The sequence below is a fragment of the Sporichthyaceae bacterium genome, assembly GCA_036269075.1.
Classification (GTDB): Bacteria; Actinomycetota; Actinomycetes; order Sporichthyales; family Sporichthyaceae; genus DASQPJ01.
In genome coordinates, this window is sequence record DATASX010000111.1 from 16,174 (window position 1) to 37,949 (window position 21,776).

The 21,776-nt window shown below is 70.9% G+C and carries 21 protein-coding genes; 14 read left to right on the forward strand and 7 right to left on the reverse strand.

What is annotated here, in order from left to right; all coding sequences use genetic code 11:
• Positions 1-83: 83 nt before the first annotated feature.
• The gene (gene pepN, locus VHU88_20575) at positions 84-2,633 is read right to left on the reverse strand and encodes an aminopeptidase N (protein ID HEX3614093.1); all 2,550 of its coding nucleotides are present in this window, start codon (positions 2,631-2,633) and stop codon (positions 84-86) included.
• Positions 2,634-2,775: 142 nt separating this feature from the next.
• Between pepN and VHU88_20580 the strand changes: the two genes are divergently transcribed.
• Both VHU88_20580 and VHU88_20585 read left to right on the forward strand, forming a co-directional pair.
• On the forward strand, positions 2,776-3,282 hold the full coding sequence (locus VHU88_20580; GenBank protein HEX3614094.1) for a ribose-5-phosphate isomerase: 507 nt from the start codon (positions 2,776-2,778) through the stop codon (positions 3,280-3,282).
• 426 nt (positions 3,283-3,708) lie between these two features.
• Complete coding sequence (locus VHU88_20585; GenBank protein ID HEX3614095.1) at positions 3,709-4,092, forward strand: hypothetical protein; 384 nt, start codon at positions 3,709-3,711, stop codon at positions 4,090-4,092.
• Here the strand turns inward: VHU88_20585 and fgd are convergent.
• Positions 4,047-5,051, reverse strand: coding sequence for a glucose-6-phosphate dehydrogenase (coenzyme-F420) (gene fgd, locus VHU88_20590; GenBank protein HEX3614096.1), 1,005 nt, complete (start codon positions 5,049-5,051; stop codon positions 4,047-4,049). The genes VHU88_20585 and fgd overlap by 46 nt on opposite strands.
• A 204-nt stretch (positions 5,052-5,255) precedes the next feature.
• On the opposite strand from fgd, the gene VHU88_20595 reads away from it, so the two are divergent.
• The 3 genes from VHU88_20595 to VHU88_20605 all read left to right on the forward strand — a co-directional run bounded on the left by VHU88_20595 (position 5,256) and on the right by VHU88_20605 (position 7,220).
• Complete coding sequence (locus VHU88_20595) at positions 5,256-5,561, forward strand: hypothetical protein (protein ID HEX3614097.1); 306 nt, start codon at positions 5,256-5,258, stop codon at positions 5,559-5,561.
• Between the two features lie 47 nt (positions 5,562-5,608).
• Positions 5,609-6,544 (forward strand): 2-dehydropantoate 2-reductase, encoded by a 936-nt coding sequence (locus VHU88_20600; protein ID HEX3614098.1) that lies wholly within the window; start codon positions 5,609-5,611, stop codon positions 6,542-6,544.
• 73 nt (positions 6,545-6,617) lie between these two features.
• Positions 6,618-7,220, forward strand: coding sequence for a sigma-70 family RNA polymerase sigma factor (locus tag VHU88_20605; GenBank protein ID HEX3614099.1), 603 nt, complete (start codon positions 6,618-6,620; stop codon positions 7,218-7,220).
• A 39-nt stretch (positions 7,221-7,259) separates the two neighbouring features.
• On the opposite strand, the gene VHU88_20610 is transcribed toward VHU88_20605, so the two are convergent.
• A complete protein-coding gene (locus VHU88_20610; protein HEX3614100.1) occupies positions 7,260-8,036 on the reverse strand; it encodes a hypothetical protein in 777 nt (258 codons plus the stop codon).
• Positions 8,037-8,301: 265 nt separating this feature from the next.
• Between VHU88_20610 and VHU88_20615 the strand changes: the two genes are divergently transcribed.
• Positions 8,302-9,795, forward strand: coding sequence for a hypothetical protein (locus VHU88_20615; protein HEX3614101.1), 1,494 nt, complete (start codon positions 8,302-8,304; stop codon positions 9,793-9,795).
• Positions 9,796-9,804: 9 nt separating this feature from the next.
• Here the strand turns inward: VHU88_20615 and VHU88_20620 are convergent, their stop codons facing one another.
• On the reverse strand, positions 9,805-10,986 hold the full coding sequence (locus VHU88_20620; GenBank protein HEX3614102.1) for a hypothetical protein: 1,182 nt from the start codon (positions 10,984-10,986) through the stop codon (positions 9,805-9,807).
• A 98-nt stretch (positions 10,987-11,084) separates the two neighbouring features.
• On the opposite strand from VHU88_20620, the gene VHU88_20625 reads away from it, so the two are divergent.
• Entirely contained in the window at positions 11,085-11,558 is a 474-nt protein-coding gene (locus VHU88_20625; GenBank protein HEX3614103.1) for a hypothetical protein, read from the forward strand.
• Positions 11,559-11,565: 7 nt separating this feature from the next.
• Here the strand turns inward: VHU88_20625 and VHU88_20630 are convergent, their stop codons facing one another.
• Positions 11,566-12,666 carry a CaiB/BaiF CoA-transferase family protein gene (locus VHU88_20630; GenBank protein ID HEX3614104.1) on the reverse strand — a complete coding sequence of 367 codons (1,101 nt, stop codon included), beginning with the start codon at positions 12,664-12,666 and terminating at the stop codon, positions 11,566-11,568.
• 131 nt (positions 12,667-12,797) lie between these two features.
• Here VHU88_20630 and mftE point away from each other — a divergent pair, with 131 nt between their 5' ends.
• The 4 genes from mftE to VHU88_20650 all read left to right on the forward strand — a co-directional run bounded on the left by mftE (position 12,798) and on the right by VHU88_20650 (position 16,565).
• The gene (mftE, locus tag VHU88_20635; GenBank protein ID HEX3614105.1) at positions 12,798-13,478 is read left to right on the forward strand and encodes a mycofactocin biosynthesis peptidyl-dipeptidase MftE; all 681 of its coding nucleotides are present in this window, start codon (positions 12,798-12,800) and stop codon (positions 13,476-13,478) included.
• 94 nt (positions 13,479-13,572) lie between these two features.
• Positions 13,573-14,364 (forward strand): mycofactocin-coupled SDR family oxidoreductase, encoded by a 792-nt coding sequence (locus VHU88_20640; GenBank protein ID HEX3614106.1) that lies wholly within the window; start codon positions 13,573-13,575, stop codon positions 14,362-14,364.
• Positions 14,365-14,531: 167 nt separating this feature from the next.
• A complete protein-coding gene (mftF, locus tag VHU88_20645) occupies positions 14,532-15,920 on the forward strand; it encodes a mycofactocin biosynthesis glycosyltransferase MftF (protein ID HEX3614107.1) in 1,389 nt (462 codons plus the stop codon).
• A gap of 51 nt (positions 15,921-15,971) precedes the next feature.
• Entirely contained in the window at positions 15,972-16,565 is a 594-nt protein-coding gene (locus VHU88_20650; protein ID HEX3614108.1) for a TetR/AcrR family transcriptional regulator C-terminal domain-containing protein, read from the forward strand.
• Positions 16,566-16,570: 5 nt separating this feature from the next.
• Here VHU88_20650 and VHU88_20655 read toward each other — a convergent pair whose 3' ends face one another.
• Together VHU88_20655 and VHU88_20660 are read right to left on the reverse strand one after the other, a co-directional pair.
• Positions 16,571-17,194 carry an HAD family phosphatase gene (locus VHU88_20655; GenBank protein ID HEX3614109.1) on the reverse strand — a complete coding sequence of 208 codons (624 nt, stop codon included), beginning with the start codon at positions 17,192-17,194 and terminating at the stop codon, positions 16,571-16,573.
• Positions 17,184-18,308, reverse strand: a complete 1,125-nt coding sequence (locus tag VHU88_20660; GenBank protein HEX3614110.1) for a phosphotransferase family protein — start codon at positions 18,306-18,308, stop codon at positions 17,184-17,186. Before VHU88_20660 ends, VHU88_20655 begins: the two co-directional genes overlap by 11 nt.
• 126 nt (positions 18,309-18,434) lie before the next feature.
• Here VHU88_20660 and VHU88_20665 point away from each other — a divergent pair, with 126 nt between their 5' ends.
• The 3 genes from VHU88_20665 to VHU88_20675 form a co-directional block, all read left to right on the forward strand.
• Positions 18,435-19,196 (forward strand): SDR family NAD(P)-dependent oxidoreductase, encoded by a 762-nt coding sequence (locus VHU88_20665; protein ID HEX3614111.1) that lies wholly within the window; start codon positions 18,435-18,437, stop codon positions 19,194-19,196.
• 64 nt (positions 19,197-19,260) lie between these two features.
• Positions 19,261-21,120, forward strand: coding sequence for a fatty acid desaturase (locus tag VHU88_20670; protein ID HEX3614112.1), 1,860 nt, complete (start codon positions 19,261-19,263; stop codon positions 21,118-21,120).
• A gap of 447 nt (positions 21,121-21,567) precedes the next feature.
• A partial coding sequence (locus VHU88_20675) for a hypothetical protein (protein HEX3614113.1) occupies positions 21,568-21,776 on the forward strand: 209 nt, incomplete at its 3' end.

Consider the following 21,776-nt stretch of genomic DNA (forward strand, 5'->3'; position numbering starts at 1 on the left):
CCCACGTATCGCGAGGCCGCGATAGGTGGGACAGGCAGCAGAAGTGGCGGTAGTGGGGCGGTAGTGGGGCGGGGCGGGGCGGCTCAGGCGCGGGCGTGGTCGCACTCGCGGGCGCGCATGGCCCGCACGATCCCGTCGCGACTCTCCAGCAGCAGGCGGCGCAGCGCCGGCGGCCGCTGCGTGGCCAGGAACTCGTCGGTCAGGTCCAGGGTCGACTGCTCGATCCGGAACGACGGGTAGAGGCCGACGACCAGGCCCTGGGCGATCTTGTTGGTGCGCTGCTCCCACACGGTCGGCAGGGCCTCGAAGTAGCGCCTCACGAACACCTCGGTCAGCGCTGTCTGCTCGGGCTGGTTGAGGCCGCCGATGACAGCGGCTTGGGTGGCGTTCGGCAGCGAGTCGTCGCGGACGACCGAGGCCCAGGCCTCCTCCTTGGCGGCGATCGTCGGCCGGGAGGCCAGCGCGGCCGCGGCGTAGCGGCGTCCGGCGGCGGTGTCGTCGACGGCCAGTTCCTTCTCGATGTCGGTCGCCCCGGCGGCCCCGCAGGTGACCAGGCGGCGCAGCAGGTGCCAACGCAGGTCCGGGTCCATCACCAGCCCGTCCAGCGAGTGCGCGCCGGACAACAGGCCGGAGAGCACCTCGAGCTGCTCCTCGCCGCGGGCGACGCCGGCGAACGTTCGGGCCCACGACAGCTGTCGGTCGCTGCCCGGCGCGGCCTTGCGCAGTCGCTCGAGCGCGGCGTTGCCCAGCCGGGCCAAGCCGGTGTCGCGGTAGCCGGGGTCGGCGAAGGAGTGCAGTGCCGCGACGGCCTGCCGCTGCAGTGCCTGCTCGACGACGATGTCGGTCTCGAAGTCGATGCCGCGCAGCACCAGCTCGACGTACTCCCGCGCGGGCAGTTCCGCGTCGCGGGTCATGTCCCAGGCCGCGGCCCAGCACAGGGTGCGCGGCAGCGAGTCGACGAACGCGCCGATGCTGCGGCCCACGGTCGCCAGGGAATGCTGGTCCAGACGGATCTTCGCGTAGGTCAGGTCGTCGTCGTTGACCAGGACCAGGTCGGCGCCCATGGTGCCGACCAACTCGGGCACCTCGGTGCGCGGACCGGCGATGTCGATCTCGATCCGGTCGCGCCGCCTGAGCTGACCCTCCGTCAGATCGTATCTGCCAATGGCGATCCGGTGCGGTCGGATGGTCGGGTACTCCGGCACCGCGGTCTGGACGACGGCGAACTCGGCGAAGTTCCCGGCCTCGTCGAGGGTGAACTCCGGCCGCAGCACGTTGACGCCCGCGGTCTGCAGCCACAGTTGCGACCAGGTGGTCAGGTCGCGGCCCGAGGTCTCCTCGAGCATCACCATCAAGTCGGCCAACGTGGTGTTTCCCCAGGCGTGGCGGGAGAAGTAACGCCGGATCGCCTCGAAGAAGTTGTCGTGGCCGACCCAGGCCACCAACTGCTTGAGCACCGAAGCGCCCTTGGCGTAGGTGATGCCGTCGAAATTGACCTCGACGTCGGCCAGGTCGGTGATGTCGGCGACGATCGGGTGGGTGGAGGGCAGCTGGTCCTGGCGGTAGGCCCAGGTCTTCTCCACGTTGGCGAACGTGGTCCAGGCGTTGGTCCACCGGGTCGACTCGGCCTGGGCCAGCACCGAGACGAAGGTGGCGAAGGACTCGTTCAGCCACAGGTCGTCCCACCACCGCATGGTGACCAGGTCGCCGAACCACATGTGCGCCAACTCGTGCAGGATCGTCTCGGCCCGGCGCTCGTAGGTGGCGTCGGTGACCTTGGAGCGGAAGACGTAGTCCTCGAGGATCGTCACGCAGCCGGCGTTCTCCATGGCGCCGGCGTTGTACTCGGGCACGAACAGCTGGTCGTACTTGGTGAACGGGTACGGGTGCGCGAAGAGGTCGAGGAAGAAGTCGAATCCGCGCTTGGTGACGTCGAAGATCTCGGCCGCGTCGAGGTGCTCGGCCAGCGAGGCTCGGCAGGCCACCGCCATCGGGATCTCCAGGTCGCCGCGGCGGTAGACGTCGCGCTCGACGTGGTAGCCGCCGGCGACCAGCGCGGTGATGTAGGTGGAGATCGGCGGGGTGGCCTCGAACGCCCAGGCCGCCGCGCCGGACCGCCCGGACACCGGGCGTGGCTCCGGGGTGGTGGCGTTGGAGAACACGGCCCAGTCGGCCGGGGCCAGCACCGTGAGCTGGAAGGTGGCCTTCAGGTCCGGCTGGTCGAAGCAGGCGAACACCCGCTTGGCGTCGGCGACCTCGAACTGGGTGTACAGGTAGGTGCGGCTGTCGACCGGGTCGATGAACCGGTGCAGGCCCTCACCGGTGTTCATGTAGGCGCAGTTGGCCACGACCCGCAGGGTGTTGCTGTTCTCCAGCGCGGGCAGCCTGATCCGTGTCCCGTCGAAGTGCGTGGCCGGGTCCAACGATCGACCGTTCAGGGTCAGCTCGGTGACCTCCGGTGCGATCAGGTCCACAAATGACTCGCCGGCGTCGGCGGCGGTGAAGCCGATGACCGTGGTGGACAGGTAGGTCGGCCCGTCGCTGGTCAGGTCGAGTTCGACGGTGTACGTCCCGACGTCCAGTCGGCCGGCGCGGTCGCCCGCCTCGTCTCGGGTCAGGTTCTTGCCGGGCACGGGAACTCCTGATCGACGGCTCGGTCACAACCGAGCCATGGTGTCATGCGGACACTTCAGGTGGGCCAGTGCGTCGAGCCGCCCGAGCGACACCGGCGGCCCGGCGGCCGGGACCGCCACCTGCCTTTGAGAGACTCCGCCCATGCGCGTCTACCTGGGTTCGGACCACGCGGGCTACGAGCTCAAGGCCCATCTGCTGAAGTGGCTCGAGGACCGCGGTGAGGAACCCGTCGACTGCGGGCCGATCGCCTACGACCCGCAGGACGACTACCCGCCGTTCGTCCTGCGCGCTGCCGCCCGCACCGTCGCCGACCCGGGCAGCCTCGGGATCGTCATAGGTGGCTCGGGCAACGGTGAGGCCATGGCGGCCAACAAGGTGCCCGGCGTGCGCGCCGCGTTGGCGTGGTCGTTGGAGACCGCCCAACTCGGCCGGGAGCACAACGACGCCAACGTGCTCAGCATCGGCGCCCGGATGCACACCGTGGCCGAGGCGGTCACGTTCGTCGAACGCTTCCTGGACACCCCGTTCAGCCAGGACCCGCGGCACATCCGCCGCATCGACATGCTCAGCGCGTACGAGGTCGCCCACGCGCTGCCGGGCGACGCGCCGCTCGACGGGGCGCATCCGGAACTGCCCGACCCCGCCTGAACGCCCCCGACGGGAGGGCGGGATGGCGATCCGTTGGGGTTGCGTGGCGAAGGTGGTCACTTGCGTGATTGCCGGCGTCGGCGTCACTCTGGCGATCTTGTTCGCCGTCGCCGTGGCAAGGCGTCGTGGACGTAGACCAGGACGAGTGATCCTGCCCTGATCGCGGTAGGCAGCTCCTTCCTGGACGGCTTGGGCTCACCGGCCGAGGCAAACCGCGACGTCTACGGCACGGCCTGCGGCTTACCGGAGCAGCCCTACTGCGCGTGGTCGCCCACGCTGTCGCCGACTGCTCTGGAGGCGGCCGTGGGGGACCTCATCAAATGAGCAGGCGGCTCCCGGAAGCACCGCGAGCGCCTCCATCGCCCGATCCCCGGTATCTCCATCGACTGCTCGATCGGACCGTTTCCGGCCTTCGTAGTCGGACGGGTGGACGCTCACCGGCCGGCCGAAAACGTCGCGCCGAAACCGCTGGGCTCGCTGCTGGAACCCGGTGCCGTGCCCGAGGGCCGGCAGCCTCCACCGACCTTCTGCCACATCGACGCGCACAAATTCCGCACCGTCGGTGGACGCGACGGCGTGCTGGTCATCTTCACCTTGAGGACGGCCGGCCCGGACGGCTTCGACGGCGAATTCACGGCGATCGCGGATGGCGCCTCGATGCCGGACTACCCGACGCCGACGACAACTCCCATCTCCTGGCGTGTGGCGCGCCCTTCCGCGACGGGGAAGGGCGCGCGACGCGCCAGGAGATGCGGTACCCGGGGTCAGGACAGGGCGCGGAGCGCGGGCATGACGTCCGCGGCGAACTGATCCATGAAGCGAACCTGGTCCGCGCCCGGGGCGTGGAAGACCAAGTTGGTGAAGCCCGCGTCGATGTAGGGCTTGAGGCCCTCGAGCACCTCGTCGGGTTTGGCCGCGACGATCCAGCGCTTGGCCACCTGCTCGATGGGCAGCTCGTCGGCCAGGCGCTCCATCTCCTGCGAGCTGTGCACACTGTGCTTCTGCTCGGCGGTCAGCGACAGCGGCGCCCAGAAGCGGGTCGCGTGCAGCGCGAAGTCGGCGTCGTGGTCGTAGGAGAGCTTGACCTCGATCATCCGGTCCAACGACTCGGGGGTGCGCCCGGCCTTCTCCAGGCCCTCGGTCAACGCCGGTACCAACTCCTCCTGGTACAGCTTCATGCCCTTGCCCGAGGTGCAGATGAAGCCGTCGCCGACGCGACCGGCGTATCGGGCCACGACCGGGCCGCCCGCAGCGACGTAGACCGGGACCGGCCTGGCAGGCTTGTCGTAGATCGTCGCGCCCACGGTCTTGTAGTACTCGCCGTCGTGGTCGACGTGGTCCTCGGTCCACAACCGGCGCATCAGGTCGATGGCCTCACGCATCCGGGCGAAGCGCTCCTTGAACTCCGGCCACTCCATACCCGTGACGGCCACGTCGTTCAGCGCCTCGCCGGTGCCCAGGCCGAGCATGATCCGGTCCGGGTACAGGCAGCCCATCGTGGCGAATGCCTGCGCGATCACTGCCGGGTTGTAGCGGAACGTCGCGGTGAGCACCGAGGTCCCCAGCGTGATGCGCTCGGTGCGCTCGCCGACCGCGGTCATCCAGGAGATCGAGAAAGGCGCGTGCCCGCCGTTGTGCCGCCACGGCTGGAAGTGGTCGCTGACCACGGCACTGTCGAAGCCGTGCTGCTCGGCGGCGACGCCGAACTCCACCAGGTCCCGCGGCCCGAACTGCTCGGCCGAGGCCTTGTACCCGATCCGGATGCTCATGTGTGCGTCTCCTGCTCCCGGGCCCGCGCGGGCGAGCGACGGCTGGACTCCTCGGTGCACTCAACCTACCCAGGGACATTTCGGACATCGGTGGGCAGCGGACGACGGGCGAGGCAAAGGATCGGCACAGCATCGGTATCGCCGATTCGAAGGTCCGGCATTTCGGCCGCGGACGACATACCGGAGCAGTTCACTGGCCGAGCCATGGCAGCTTCCGACCCCTCGTCCGGCATCCGGCACGGCGCCCACGCGGCGCCGCGATCCGGCTCGTGGCCGCGCGGTCGGGTCCTCGCGGTCGGGCTGACCGTGCTCGCGGTCGGGGTCGGCACCTGGGTGCTCGGTGCGAGCGAGGACAAGCCCGCGCCGCACACCGGCCGGGCCGACGTGCACTCGCTGCCGGCCGGCAGCGCACCGCCCTTGGCCGTGGCCCCGCCGCCGTCGCGGCACGGGACGACCGCGGCCGCCGGTTCGGTGCGGCGGGCACGATCGGTCGCCGTCGGCGCCCGCTGAGGCACACGCCCCGGGCGTGGCCCCCACCGTCGACTAATGTCCATCGGGTGCGGATCGGCGTGATCGGAGCCGGCGGGGTCGGCGGGTATTTCGGTGCCAGGTACGCCGCGGCCGGTCATGACGTGGCATTTCTGGCGCGCGGGGCGAGCCTTGCCGCGTTGCGGACCAACGGCATCAAGATCCGCAGCCCGCGTGGCGATCTGGAGATGCCGGTCGAGGTCACCGACGACGCCGCCAAGATCGGCGAGTGCGACGTCACGCTGCTGGCTGTCAAAGGACACGCGATCGACGCCGCGATGCCCGCGCTGGAGACGATGCTCGGCAAGGCCGGTTGGACCGCTGTGCTGCAGAACGGCGGTCCCGGGCCCAGCGAGCGGGTCGCCGCCGCGATCGGTGCCGATCGCACCGTGGGCGGCGCCGTCTACATCTCCTGCCACCTCCGCGAGCCGGGGGTGCTCGAACACCACTCGCCATTGGCCGGGGTCGGGCTGGGGGAGATGGTCGGCGGCCGCAGCGCCCGGCTGGAGGAGTTCGCCGCGGCCACCGCCCCGGCCGGCATCGACGTCGAGATCTCTGCGGACGTGCGGGTCCTGCTCTGGTCGAAGTTCGCGTTCATCTGCGGCCTGGCCGGGGCGACCGCGGCCAGTGGGCACCCGATCGGCGACGTGCGGTCGTCCGACTCCGGCCGCCGACTGCTGCACGGTTTGGTGACCGAGGGCGCCGCCGTTGCGCGGGCCGAGGGCGTCAAGCTGCCGGCGGACTACGAGGCGACCACGCTGGCGTTGCTGGACCACATCGACGGCGGGATGCGCAGCTCGCTGCACGAGGACCTGGTCCATGGGCGGCCGAGTGAGCTGGAGTTCCTGCACGGCGAGATCGTGCGTCGGGCGGGGCTGGTGGGCGTGGCAGTACCGGTGACAGCGACGGTGCACGCAGTGCTGCTCCCTCGCGACGCCGCGGGTCGGGCCGCAGTCCGGGCGTGATGTGCGCGACCCCCCGTCGGGTGAGCTACGGAGATACCCTCAACAGAACCGCGTCGCAGGCTCGGAGGAGCAGATGAACCGCAGGTCGGGTCACCTCCGTGTGGCGCTGACCGACGCGGACCCCGGCCGGCCGGCGCGCCTGGAGGATCTGCTGCAGGCGGTCGCCAAGGGCGACCAGGATGCATTTGCCGCCGTCTTCGAGCGTATGTCCGCACCCGTATACGGCCTGATCCGGCGCGTGCTGCGCGACCCGGCGCAGTCCGAGGAGGTCGCCCAGGAGGTGCTGCTCGCCGTCTGGCGCACCGCGGCCCGGTTCGACGAGACCCAGGGCTCGGGGACCGCTTGGATGATGACGATGGCGCACCGGCGGGCGGTCGACCGGGTGCGCTCCGAGCAGGCCACCGCCGACCGGCACCACCGCTTCGGTAGCCGCGATGTCGAGCCGGCCTACGACTCGGTTGCCGAGTCCGTGGAGAACCGGTTGGACCAGGAGGCCGTGCGCGAGTGCCTGTCCTCGCTCACCGACCTGCAACGGGAATCGGTCACGTTGGCCTACTACCAGGGCCTGAGCTATCGCGAGGTCGCCGAGCACCTCGAGCTCCCGCTGGGCACCGTCAAGACGCGGATGCGCGACGGCCTGATCCGCATGCGCGACTGCCTCGGAGTGGCCGTGTGACGTCGGCTGCGTCGACGGCCACCCCGAAAGCGCCAGATCTCAGCCGCAGAGCTTGGCGTTGATCGCCTTGGCCAGGTTCGCGAACTCCTCGGCCTCATCTGCGCTCAGCGCGGAGGCCACCACGGCAGCCATGCGGCTGCTGGTCGTCTCCTCGACCTCCTCGCGGACCGCCTTCAGGTGCGAGACGTCCGGCCACGGCTCGCTGAAGCCGAACAGCCCGGCGTAGTCGGCACCCCCGCCGGGGCGGTTCGGACAGTTGCCCGGGTTGTTGAGCAGGTGGGCTTCCTTGGGCGAGATGCCGGACAGCGCCAGCGCGGCCATGTGGATGCCACCGCGCAGCTCGCGCAGGATGAGCAGCACCTGGAATGCGTGTCCGGCCTGCTCGGACGAACGGGGCTTCGCGGCCCAGCCCGCGAAGATCGGCATGCCGGAGCGGGGCGCCGCGGCGATGATCTTCTCGCCGAGCTCGGTGAAACGGTCGAGGCCCGCCAGGCCGGCCAGGTGGCGCGAGGCCCACTCGGCGGCCTGCTGGTTGTAGAGGTCCGCGCCGCCGGTCCCGCCGTGCACCGGCTTGCCCGACTCCCAGAACAGGGTCGTGACCTCGACGGGGAAGTGGTACAGCACGGATGCGACGACCTCGGTCGGGGCTTCGCCGAGCATCCCGCCGCGGCCGGCGAAGTGACCGGCGAACGGATGGTCGTAGCCTGCGCCGAGGGTGGCCTCGAACTGCTCGGGATGGAGCATCCACGCTGCACCGGCGGTCTCGATGGGGCTGGCCGCCGCGGCGGTTGCGGCGGCGATCCTGGTGTCGGTCACGACCAAACTCCTCACGCTGTCAAGCCGGTCGGGCGGTTGTCCGCCCTGCCGACCGACCCTAGTCGGCCCCACCGACCAAGTCCTTGTCGGAACGGGACAACTGCAGGCCCTCGCACCCGTCCCGGCGAGTGAAGGAGCCGGCGTGAGCGGTCCACCCTGACGTGGCCGTGATCACCGGTATCGATTCGGTCTCGGGCCGGTTCCCATACCGGATTGGGGTACTCGTCATGATCGAATGCCGGCACCCGATCCGAGAGGACCACAGATGCCGAATGTGGCACGCCGAACGATCGCCGTCGGATCGCTTGTCGCGGTCCTGACCAGCGGTCTCGCCGCCTGCGGGAGCAAGCACTCCTCGTCCGGATCCGCTCCCGCGCCGACCCCAACCGCCTCGGCGCAGCAGTCGATGGGAACGGGCGACCCGTACGCGGACATCCGCACGGCCGCGCAGCACATGCCGGACATCGCCGCCACCCTGGCCGCCGGGATCGCGAAGGCCGACTCGCCCACCGCCTCGCCTGCACCGACTCCCAAGTCCGCCGCGATCGCCGGGGACCCGGACTCCGCCGCCGCGGGCCTGCGCGCCAAGCTCAGCTACCTGCTGACCGAGCACACCTACCTGGCCGGGTTGGCCGTGGCCACGATGTACCACTTCGGCCCGGACGCCGAGGCGACCACGAAGGCCTCGAACGCGCTCGACGCGAACGCGAACGACGTGGCCACCTTGATCGGCACCGTCGCGCCCAACGACAAGGACACGTTCCTGCAGTCCTGGCGGCAGCACGACACCGACTTCGTCACCTACGCCAAGGCGGCGAAGGCGGGCACCGCGGCCACGTCGGCGAAGACCGCGGCGCAGCGCAGCCTCGCCGGTTACGCGCGGTCCGCGGGCGAGTTCTTCAACAAGATCAGCAACGATCACCTGTCCTCGACCCTGGTCGCGCAGTCGTTCACCGTGCACATCTCGTCGCTGACCGCGGCGATCGACGGCCTGGCCGCCGGTTCGACCGACGCGTTCAAGCTGCTGAAGACCGCCGCCGGCCACATGGACGACTCAGCGGCCTACCTGGCGAGCGGGATCGCGAAGTCGGCCAACCTCCCCGGCGAGACGGCCTCGAAGGCCTCGGTCCTGCGGTCGACGCTCACCGGCCTGCTCACCAGCCACGTGTACCTGGCCGGGGTCGCGGTGTTCACCGCCTACAGCACCAGTGGGGCGACCGACTCGCCGGCGTTCCAGGCGGCCGGCGACGCACTGGACACCAACTCGCAGGACCTGGCCACCCAGATCGGACAGGTCGCCGGAAGCGCCAACCAGAGCAAGTTCCTGCAGACGTGGCGCAAGCACATCGACGACTTCGTCTCCTACGCGAAGGCCGACGCCGCCAAGGACAGCTCGGGCAAGTCCGCCGCGCTGGCCGACCTCGACGCCTATCGCAGCGCGGCCGGGCAGTTCTTCTCGGACATCACCGGCGGCGCGATCCAGGCCTCGGCCGTCGCCGACGCGCTCAAGGACCACGTCCAGAGCCTGGCCGGCGCGATCGACTCGCTGAGGACGGCGGTGCTCGACGTCCCGGTCACCACACCGCCGTCGTTCGGTCCGGTGACGTCCTCGGCGGAGCCGTCGGAGTCCGCCTCGCCGACCCCGACCGCCACCAAGAAGTCGACCAAGAAGACGGCCACGCCGACGCCTTTGGCCCCAACGCCGACGGCCACGGCCTCGCCGAGCGCGACCGCCGCAGAGATCCCCGAGCCGCGGTGACTCCGGGCGTCAGCCGGTCGCGAACACGCTGACCTGGATCAGCCGTTGCGGGAACGGTCCGCTCAGGCGGACCGCCCGCACCGGCCGGGCGGTCAGCACCTGCACCAGGATCGAGTCGGCGGCGCCGAACGGTTGCGAGCCGACCTGCTGGAAGGTCCGGCCGTCGCTGCTGATGCTCACCGTGCACTCGCTGATGCAGCCGCGGACCACGATCAGGTTCGCCCGAACGGCGCTCGACAACCGGACGTCGAGGAACGGGTACGGGTTGGCGCCGTTGCGCAGGCAGGACTGGTTCGGGCATCCGGGCCCGTAGTCCGGGGTGAAGAACGTCCGGGTGAACGTCCCGTCGGTGAGTGGGCACGGCTGCTGCGGCACGGGTTTGCCGGTCGGGCCCGCCAGCTCGCACGCCGCTCCGCGGCTGGGCGGCACCGAGTGGCCCTGCACCGGCAGGCTGCTGCTGAACAGCGCCGGGTGCCCGGCGTCGGTTCCCGACTGGATGCTGCGCAGCGTGAACGCTTGGTCCTCCAGCACCCGAGGGTCGTAACCGCCGCTGACGTCCAAGGAGTTGGTCTGGACCGGCTCGCCGGTGGCGGTGACCGTCGTGGCGCCCGGGTGCACCCGGCCCGGCAGCTGCGGGGGAGTCAGGTGGTCGCGGCCGCCCTTGGACGTCACGGTCGGCCCGCCGGAGACCAGCAGGACATCGCCCACCGTCGCGCCGGCGACCGAGGTGGCCGGCAAGGTCAGCCGGTTACCTACCTGACCGCCGCCGCGCGGGGTCGCCACCGCCAGGTAGTAGTTGTCCTTGTCGGCGTTCGGGCCGGGCACGGCCACGGCGAAAGTGCCGTCGGCGGCGCTGTAGCCCTGTTTCGACGGGCCCGAGCAAACCCCGACGGCGCACAGGATCCCGGCGGAGGCCAGGGCGGCGAACCCTTTGGCGAACTGCTCCATCCCGGACAGCGCGACGGCGACCACGACCACCGCCCCGCCCACGGCCCTGCCGGACTCGTCGACCACCCGACCGCTCACGGCCGGCCCGGACACCGGGTCGGCGTGCGCGGGCACGGCGGCCGGCGTCTGCGCGGGCAGTGCCCGCGATCCGGCGGTGTAGGAACTGGCGCACGCGACCAGCGTCGTGAGCGCCACAGCGACGGCCAGGACCGTCCGCACTCCTCCGTTCGGGTGACCCGGCATCGGCCATTGATATCGAATCTCACTCCGATGGAGCAGTGCTTGGACCGCAACGAGCCCGGCCGACGTCAAAAGGTGGCGAGCGGATCAAGGAGAGCGACGTGCGGAATCGGCCCAACGTGACCAGGTTGCTGATCTTCCTCGGTGTTGTCGGTGCGGCGGTCTCGATCGCGGCCGCCGCGATGCACGGTTCTCAACCGGCCAGGGCGGCCGACGACGTGCCTGCCACCGTGCCCACGGCGGTGCCCGTGGCACCCGGACCCGTCCGCCAACCCGTGCAGACCTGTCTGCCCGGTAGCACCGGCACCTACGTCGGGCGGCACGGCAGCGTCGAGGTGTTGTGCGCGTTGAGTGCGGACGGCTCCCGCTGGCAGTGGAACGGGATCGTCCAGAGCTCCGACGCCTATGCCGCAGCCGGGCTCGGGGCCACCGTGGTCGACTCCACCGGCGCGACCTGGGTGTGCAAGCTGGCCAGCGGCGGCTCGAAGCTGTGGGTCTGGCTGCCGCAGAGCAACACGAACTGGCACCCGGCGAGTGCGTCCTACCCCAGCGAAGGCGTCACCGCCGACTCCTGATCCGCCGTCAGTTCGCGGTCCAGCGAGCGAGGACGTCGGCCAGCGGGGTCGGCGCCGCGGCCGGGGCCGCGGGCACGCCCGGATCGGACCGGGAGAACCGGGGCGCGGGCGCGGATTGCACCACGCCGTCGACCTCGACGAGGGTGCCGCGCTCGCGCACGTGCGGGTGCTGCGCCACCTCGTCGAAGGCCAGGACCGGGCTCACGCAGGCGTCGGTGTCGACGAAGTGCGCGGCCCACTCGTCGCGGGTACGCGAGGCGAACAACTCGGTGAACTGCTTGCGCAGGGCCGGCCAGCCGGAGGCGTCGTGCTGGCGCGGCAGGTCGGCCGCGTCCAGCCCCAGACCGGCCAGCAGCGCCGCGTAGAACTGCGGCTCCAACGCGCCCACGGCGACGAACCGGCCGTCGGAGCACTCGTAGGTGTCGTAGAACGGGGCGCCGCCGTCCAGCAGGTTGGTGCCCGGGGCGTCGCTCCAGATCCCCACCGCGCGCAGGCCCCAGACCATCTGCAGCAACGATGCGGTCCCGTCGACGATCGCGCCGTCGACGACCTGGCCGCGGCCGGAGATCCCGCGCTCGAACAGCGCCGCCAGGATGCCCAGCACCAGGTACAGCGAGCCGCCGCCGAAGTCCCCGAACATGTTGATCGGCGGCACCGGCCGGCCGTCGGCGGAGCGGAAGGCGTTGAGCCCGCCGGTCAGGCCGATGTAGTTGATGTCGTGCCCGGCCCGCTGCGCCAACGGACCGCCCTGACCCCAGCCGGTCATCCGGGCGTAGATCAGCCGCGGGTTCAGCGCTGACGCGTCGTCAGGTCCGATGCCCAGCCGCTCGGCCACGCCCGGCCGGTACCCCTCGATGACCACGTCGGTCGCCGAGAGCAACTCGTTCAGCGCCGCGCGGCCCTCGTCGGTCTTCAGGTCCGCCGAGACCACCGAGATACCCCGCAGCATCCAGTTCCGGGCGCCGGGCGGCAGGACCTGCAAGCCACCGCTGGGCCGCTCCACCCGCACCACGTCGGCGCCGACGTCGGCCAGCAGCATCGCGGCATGCGGCCCGGGGCCGATCCCGCCGAGTTCCACCACTCGCAGACCGTGCAACGGACCCGGCATGGGCGTGCCTCCTCCTGATCGGGCGGGCCCAGTATCCACTCCACGGCCGTGCCACGGGTTCCGGGCCGGTCCCGCTGGGTACGCTCCGGGGGATCGGGCCGGCGCGACCTCTCGAGGAGCGAGCTGCGGTGATGCGCGACCTCGCGGATCTGACGTGGCCTCAGGTCGAGGCGGCCGTCGGTCCCGAGCTTGTGCTGGCCGTTCCCATCGGATCGACCGAACAGCACGGCCACCACTTACCGCTGTCGGTGGATTCCGACGTCGCCACCGCGTTGTGCCGCGGGTTGGCCGATCGCCGCCCTGGCGTGCTGATCGCCCCGATGCTGCCGTACGGGTCCAGCGGTGAGCACGCGGACTTCCCCGGCACGATCTCGATCGGGCGGGAGGCGTTGGAGTCGGTGCTGGTCGAACTCGGCCGGTCGGCAGCGACGACGTTCCCGCGGATCGTGGTGGTTTCCGGTCACGGTGGCAACGCCGAGCCGTTGCGCGCCGCGGTGGCGCGGCTGCGGGAGGAGGGCCGCGACGTGCGTGCCTTCGAGCCGCGCTGGGACGGCGACGCGCACGCCGGGCGGACCGAGACCTCGCTGGCGCTGGCGCTGGACCCGAACCGGGTCGACCTGGCCGCCGCGGTGCCCGGCGACACCCGCCCGTTGGCCGAGATCCTGCCCGTGCTGCGGGCCAACGGATTGCGCGCGGTCACCGCGAGCGGCGTGCTCGGCGACCCGCGGGATGCCGACGAACTGTCCGGAGCCGTGCTGCTGAGTCGCTTGATCGGCGACCTGACGGCGGCCGTGACCGATTGGTGGGGCTGAGTTGCCAATGCAACCGGGAGTAGGTCGTCCGAAAGAGCCTTCAGACGTGCAAATAGACCTAATTCCGGGTGCACTTGGCAACGATCGGGGCAGTATGACTCTCCGTCAGTCGGTGGCGTTGGTGACCGGGGCAGGCCGCGGGATCGGCGCGGCCACCGTCGGTGCTCTGGCTCGCTCGGGTTGGGCGGTGCTCGCGGTCGACTCGTGCGCGCCCGACCCGGCCGTCGGCTATCCGATGGCCACCGTGGCCGACCTGGCCGCGGTGGTGGCCGCCGCGGGCGGTGCGGTGCAGTCGTACGTCGCGGACGTCCGAGATCCCGGGGCGCTGGCCGACGCCGTCGCGGCGGCCGAACGACACTGGGGCGGCCTGGACGCCGCGATCACATGCGCCGGGGTGATCGCCGGCGGGGTGCCGCACTGGGAGTTCGCGCCCGAGGCCGAACGTGCCGTGCTGGACGTCGACCTGGGCGGGGTGCTGAACCTGGGGCGGGCCGCGGTGCCCGCGCTGCTGCGTCGGCCGGAGCCCAGGTCGGGTCGTTTCCTGGCGGTGGCCTCGGCGGCCGCCACCCGCGGGCTGCCGCACCTGGCGGCCTACTGCGCGGCCAAGGCCGGGGTGGCCGGGTTCGTCCGCGCCCTGGCGGTCGAGTTGGCCGGGACTGGGGTGACCGCGAACGCCGTCAGCCCCGGGTCCACCGATACCGCGATGCTGGCCGCATCCGCCGACCTGTACAGGCTGGCCGGCCCCGAGGAGTTCGCCCGACAGGCGCCGCTCGGTCGATTGCTGGAGCCGGCCGAGATCGCCGCGATGCTGGTGTTCCTGGCCGGTCCGCAGGCCGGGGGTATCACCGGGGCAGTGGTGCCGGTCGACGGCGGCCTTGCTCTGTGAGCGACTGCGACGAGCGAGGAACGAGCGAGGAGCACAAGCGAACGGCAAGCACTGTGAGCGACTGCGACGAGCGAGGAACGAGCGAGGAGCACAAGCGAACGGCAAGCACTGTGAGCGACTGCGACGAGCGAGGAACGAGCGAGGAGCACAACCGAACGACAAGTACTGTGAGCGAGCCGGCGGCCGGCGGTCTGCCGGTCGGGTTCGGGATCGAGTTCGACCCGACCCTGCGGCGCCCCGCCGCCGACGTGCTGGTCGGCGGAACGCCGTCGCGGATGCTTCGGCTCAGCGGGCGCGGCCTGGATGCGTTCGCGGAACTGGAGTCCGGTCAGGTGCGATCGGCCGCCGGCGGCGTGCTCGCGCGCCGGCTGACCGATGCCGGATTGGCCCATCCGCAGCCGCCCGCTGCGGCGGAACCGGACCTGGTGGTGATCGTCCCGGCGTACGGCCGTCCCGATCTCCTGGACCGGTGCCTGACTGCGCTCGGTCGAGTGTTCCCGGTCCTGGTGGTCGATGACGCCTCGCCGCAGCCGCCGACCGACGTGGTTGCGCGCCACGGGGCCGCGCTGATCCGGCGGGGGAGCAACGGTGGGCCCGGCGCCGCGCGCAACACCGGGTTGGCCGCCACCGATGCGGAGTTTGTGGCCTTCGTCGACAGCGACGCGGCGGCAGGCCCGGAGGTGTTGGCCGCCCTGGCCGGGCACCTGGCCGATCCGGCCGTCGCGGCGGCGGCGCCGCGCATCCGGATCGTGCGCACGACGGCCCGGACCACCGGTTACGCCGCGGGTCGCAGCGCGCTCGACCTCGGCGCTCGCCCCGCTGCGGTCCGGCCCGACAGCCACGTCACCTACCTGCCGAGCACGGTGCTGGTGGTCCGCCGGAGCTGCTTGGGCGCCGGGTTCGACGAGGCGCTGCGGGTCGGGGAGGACGTCGACCTGGTGTGGCGCCTGCACGACGCCGGACACGTCGTCCGCTACGACCCGAGCGTGGCGGTGGAGCACGTCGAGCCGTGGACCTGGTCCGGCCTGCTGGGCCGGCGCTACCGGTACGGCCGCTCGGCCGCGCATCTGACGAGGCGTCACCCGGGGCGGCTGACACCGCTGGTGGTCGAGCCGTGGACCGGCACGGGCACGGTGGCGCTGCTGGCCGGTCGGCCTCGGGTCGCCGCGGCCGCGTTGGCCGGCGGAGTTGTGGCGGAGTGGCGCCGGCGCGGCCGGCTGGGGCTGCCGCGCCGCACGGCGCCGGTGGTGGTCGCCCGCCGGGCGCAGGCGGCCTGGTGCAACGGCGGCGCGTGGGCGGTGCGATTCCTGGGCCCGGTGCTGGCCGTTGCCGTGGTGCGCAAGGTCCGGCTGGGGCGGATACCGGCTGGGTTGCTCGCGCTGGTGCTGGCCGAGCCGGTCGCGTCGTGGTGGGCGGCCCGGGATCGGGCTGCCGGTCCGATCACCCACGTGCTCGGGCACCTGGCCGAGGACATTGCTTACGGGGCCGGGGTGATGAGCGGCTGCGCCCGCGAACGCACCGTCGAGCCGGTGCTGCCGACGGTGCGTCGTGTCTGAGCGGTCCGGCGAACGGCGTTCGTGCAAACGCACAATGTTCGGGCGCGTCGGGTGCGACTGAGCCAGGAGGCGGTGGTCGCGGCTGCGCTACGGGTCGTCGACGCCGAAGGTGTCGACGCGGCGACCATGCGTCGGGTCGGGCAGGAGCTCGGCACCGGGGTGGCCTCGCTCTACGCGCACGTGGCGGACAAGGACGAACTGCTCGCGCTGGTCTTCGACCGGGTGGTCGGCGAGATCGACCTGTCGGTGCCCGACGCCCACTGGACCGAGGCGGTCAAGACGTTCCCGAGGCGATGGCGCACCGCATTGCTGGCCCACCGCGACCTGGCCAAGGTGAACCTGGGCACCGTACCCACCGGGCCCAACGCGATGCGTGGAATGGAGGGGATGCTCGCGGTCCTGCACGGCGCCGGGTTGCCGAACCGGGTGGTCGGCTACGCCGCCGACCTGATCGGTCAGTTCGTCACCGCGGCCACCTACGAGGCGAGCCTCTGGCAGGCGCGGATGTCCTCCCCGCAGGCCGAGAACGGGGACGAGAGATTCGAGTTCGGTCTGGACGTCGTGATCCGCGGGTTGGCCACCCACCTGCCGCCGGAGCCGCCCGGGCGGCCACGAGCCTCCGGCGTCCGGAAACGCCGGGCCTGACGGGGTCAGCCCGTCAGGCTGCACCCGAACAGCTTCTCCAGTTCGGCGATCGTCTGGCTCGCCTCCAGGTGCTGGACGGTGGTCATGCCCAACTCGCGGGCCGGTTTGAGGTTCCCGCCGATGTCGTCGACGAAGACCAGTTCGCTCGCGGGCAGGGCCATGCGGTCAACGGCGATCTCGTAGATCCGCTTCTCCGGCTTGCGGACCTGGTGCTCGCCGGAGATCACCAGCACGTCGAACATGTCGGCCCAGCGGGACCGGTCGTAGCGGTCGGCGCCCCACGAGTTCGACAGCAGCCCGGTGCGGAACCCAGCCTGACGCAGCGTCACAACCGCGTCGTGCATGGCGTTGTCGGCCTGCGCACCCTCGAAGAGGGCGTCGATCAGACCCGTCGGTTCGACACCGAGGGTCTCGGCGAACTCAGTCTCGAACGCCGCCACCGAGATGCGGCCGCACTCCAGGTCGAATACCAGGGTGCGGGCCCGCGGATCGGACCGGATCGTGCGGTCGACCGTTCCCGGTTCCAGGCCCAGGCCGACGCAGTAGTGGTCGAACGAGGCGAACAGGTTGTGGGTGAGCACCCCGCCCCAGTCGATCAGCAGCCCGCGCGGCCCCACCTCACGCGCCACGGGTCAGCGCCTCGGCCAGTTCTGCCAGCTCGACGACGTTATGCCCGAACGAGGCCAGGTACGGGTCGTCGGTCGATCCGCTGATCGCGCGTTTATAGTTGCCCTCCATGAACACGACCGCCTTCCACAGAGCCAGGACGCGGTACCACCGCAGATCCGCGATCGAACGTCCGGTCCGGTCTGCGTAGAGCGCGCCGAGTTCCTCGCGCCGCGGGAAACCGGGTCGCCGGGTGACCGGGGACAGTTCCATGGGCCGCGGGCCGGGGTCGTCGGCGTCGCACCACGTCTCGCACAGGTAGCCGACATCGGCCAACGGATCGCCGATCGTCGACATTTCCCAGTCGAAGACGGCCAGGATGCGGGCCGGGGCCTCGTGGGCGGCGATCACGTTGCCGAGGCGGAAGTCGCCGTGGACCACGGTGCCCGGGCCGGACTCCGGCAGGTTCTTGCCCAGCCACGCCGCAACCCGCTGCACGGCCGGAATCTCGCGGGTGGCGTTGTGCTCCCACAGTCCGAGGAACCGGCGCAACTGGCGCTCGAGGTACCCGGTCGGCTTGCCGTAGCCGGACAGTCCGGCAGCCTCCCAGTCGACGCCGTGGATCTCGGTGAGGGTGTCGAGCAACTGGTCGCCGATCGCGTGGCGCTGCGTCGGCTCGTCGAGGACCGGCGGGATCTCACTGGTCATGACGACCCCGTCGACGTGGTCCATGACGTAGAACGGCGCGCCGATCACGGTCTCGTCGATGCACACGGTCTGTACCGCCGGCACGCGCGCCCGGCCCGCCAGCGCGCGCAGCACGGTGGCTTCGCGCAGCACGTCGTGGGCCGAGGGCGGCAGCGGCCCGCGCGGGGGCCGGCGCAAGACAGCTTGCAGGCCGTCGCGCTCGAGCAGACAGGTGACGTTCGAGGCGCCCTCGCCGATGCGGGTCAGTCCGACCGGGCCGGCGCCGAGGCCGGCGGCGTCGAGGAACCGCTCGAGCGGTTCGACCACCACCAGCGGCGGTCGCGGGTTGGCGGCAGCCTGCGCCCAGGTCTGCACGATGTCGTCAGGGGAGAAGGTGCGCACTCCCATGCTCGGGTCGTCGGTGGGCTGCAAGGACTCCTTCTCGATCACGACGTCATTCCATCACCGGTGTCGACCGGTGGGTGCGGCCACCCGAGGTGAGCGCCTCGGCGGCGTCCGTGACAGGCTGGGCCGGCTGTTCGGACACGACGTCCGAGCCGACGAGGAGGAACAGCGATGCGGATTCCGGGGAGCGTGGCACTGGTGACCGGCGGGGCGTCCGGCCTCGGGCTGGCGACCGTGCAGGCATTGCACGCTGCCGGTGCCGGTGTGGTGATCGTCGACCTGCCCTCGTCGGCCGGCAAGGCGGTGGCCGAGGAACTCGGCGAGCGGGCGGTGTTCGCGCCTGGCGACGTGACCGACGCCGACTCGGTGGCTGCCGCGGTCGCGGCCGCCGACGGGTTGGGCCAGCTGCGGATTGCCGTCAACTGCGCGGGGATCGGGATCGCCGAGCGCACCGTCGGCAAGAACGGGCCGGCGTCGTTGGAGGCGTTCACGCGGATCGTGACCGTCAACCTGATCGGATCGTTCAACGTCATCCGGTTGGCCGCGGCGCGGATCGCGGCGGCCGAGGAGATCGACGGCGAGCGGGGCGCGATCGTCAACACCGCCTCGGTGGCGGCCTTCGACGGGCAGATCGGGCAGGCCGCCTACTCGGCGTCGAAGGGCGGCATCGTCGGGATGACGCTGCCGATCGCGCGGGACCTGTCCGGTGTGAAGATCCGGGTGGTGACGATCGCGCCGGGGCTGTTCCGCACGCCGCTGTTCGAGACGTTGTCGGACGAGGCCATCGCGTCGCTGGAGACCCAGGTCCCGCATCCGTCACGGCTGGGCGACCCGGCCGAGTTCGCGGCACTGGTGACGCACATCGTCGAGAACCCGATGCTGAACGGCGAGACGATCCGGCTGGACGGTGCGATCCGGATGGCTCCGCGCTGATCTGCCCGAATGGGGATTTGAGCAGGTAGATTTGGTCGTCGCGACCGTCCGGTAGGAGCGTCGGATGACCATCACCGCAAACCCGTCGGTCCGTCAGGTCCTCGCCCAGGTGGTACAGGACCCGCGCTACGCGGCCCTGGCTCGAAAGCCGGTGGTGTCCTGGCCGCATCTGACCCTGGTCGGCATCGCATACGGCGTCTTCGGGCTGACCACGTGGGGTTGGGCCACCGGGCATGTGCCGCTGATCGCGATGCTGATCCTGAATCAGTTCGCAATGTACGTGAGCTTCACGCCGCTGCACGACGCGGTGCACGGGTCGGCGTCGGGCAGCGCGCGGGTCAACGACGCGACCGGGACGATCTCCGGAACCCTTCTGGTGCCGGGCATCTCGACCACGATCTACCGGACCCTGCACATGGAGCACCACCGCTGGGTCGGTGACAAGAGGCGCGACCCCGACGTCTGGTTCGTCCATGCGCCGAAGGCGTTACTGCCGTTGGTGTTCGCCGGGCCGGAATGGATCTGGGCCGTCTGGTACATCCTCAAGCTGTGGTCCACCCGCTGCGTGCGGGAACGGGCGATGTTCGTCGCGATGCTGGCGATCTATCTGGGCGTCTACATCGGTTTCCTGGCCTCGCCGTACCGGCTCGCGTTTTTCGAGGTGTGGCTGCTCCCGCACTGGATGGCCTTCACCGTGCTGGTCTACGTGTTCGCGCACATCCAGCACCCGGAGGAGTCGACCTGGCAGGAAGCGCCCTTCCAGAGCACGGTGGAGGTGCGCGGCACCCTGGTCGGCAAGGTCTATTGGCTCGGGCAGACCGACCACTGCATGCACCACGCGATGCCGCACATCTCCTTCCACCGCTACCACCACCTGTGGGAGTTGTCGGACGGGATCTTCCGCAAGCAGGGGATCCCGGAGCGGGGGATGTTCCGCGGGCCGGGACCGATCGACATCCCGCGGGCGGCGTACTCGACGACGCGGCAGGCCCGGGTCGTCGAGGCCCGGGTGGTCGGGGGCGCCGGGGTCGCGACGTTCGTGCTCGAAGGCGTAGAGGAACCGCTGCCGCTGTTCACCCCGGGCTCGCACATCGACATCCACCTGCCGAGCGGCCGGGTTCGGCAGTACTCGCTGTGCAACGCCCCCGCCGGCGAGTACCGGATCGCGATCAAGCCGGAGCCGAGCGGGCGCGGCGGCTCACTCGAGGCGCACGCGGCATTGACCGTCGGGTCCGAGGTCACGATCAGCACGCCCCGGAACAACTTCGAACTGACCGGGGCCGATCGGTACGTGCTCGTCGCCGGCGGCATCGGGATCACGCCGTTGCTGTCGATGGCGCATCACCTCTGGGAACGGGGGGTTCCGTTCGCGCTGCACGTGTGTGCCCAGGATGCGCAGGCGGTTCCGTTCCGGGACGAGTTGGCGCGGATGCCCTTCGCGGGCGTGGTTCAGGTTCACCCGGACGCAACTCCGGGGCGCAGTTCGCTGGTGCCTGCCCAGCATCTGGGCGCACCGGGTGCGGGCGCGGCGCTCTACGTCTGCGGGCCTGGCGGATTCATGGACTGGGTCAGTGCCTCCGCCGTCGGCCTCGGGTGGCCGCTGGACGCGGTGCACCGGGAGTCGTTCTCCGGCGGGGTGCTCGACATCACCGACAGCCGGCCGTTCGACGTCGTGCTGGCGCGGCGCAACGTCACCCTGCACATCCCGGCCGACCGACAGATTCTCGACGTGCTCGCCGAACACGACGTCGACGTTCCGTGGGCCTGCTCGCAGGGCGTGTGCGGAACCTGCGTGACCGGGGTACTGGGCGGGGAGCCGGAGCATCGCGACGCGGTGCTGTCGGCCGAAATTCGGGCGTCCAACACGGCGATGTGTTTGTGCGTATCGCGGGCCAAGTCGGCGAAGATCATTCTCGATCTCTAAGAATTGATTTCAAGTTTAGTTTAGTTCCGTCACCATAACGGGCACCTCATCGGACGTGAGCCGGATAACGGCGGTGCGGAGGTACCTGTACCAACAACGGCGCAGAACGCCCCGCAGGTTGGAGATCGTCTCGGAACGCTCGCTGACGGCGCGGTCGGCGACGGCGTGGCGGTGCAACGGATCGGCCCCGATTCGTGCCGCGGCGGATGTGCCTCAGGGGGCAAGATTTTAGCCACCTGTCTCGGCGCGGGGCCCTTACCGCACAGCCACATCGGGCGCCTTCGGTCGAACGGGAGAACACCGCCCGACGCCGATCAGCTTACGTGGCTGTGCGGTCCCGCACCGAGACAGGACACCGGCCAAATCTTGGATCCGCGCCCCGCTTTTCGTGCGGATTCGTTTTCCGGTTCGCCGGAAATTGTCGGTGGCCTCGAATAATATTGAGTCATGGATAACGCGGTGCTCGGGTCGGTCTCGGAATTCGAGACTGCACTGAGCGTTGCGCGGAAATACCTCGAGAACGAGCTCTGGTCGTGTTCGGGGTCTGAGGTCTCGGACCTGCTGCGGCAGTTGCATCGCCTGCGCGCCCAGATCGAGTCCATGGAACTGACCGTGCTCCGCGAGGTGATCGAGCGTGGGGTCCCGGCCGAGGTCGG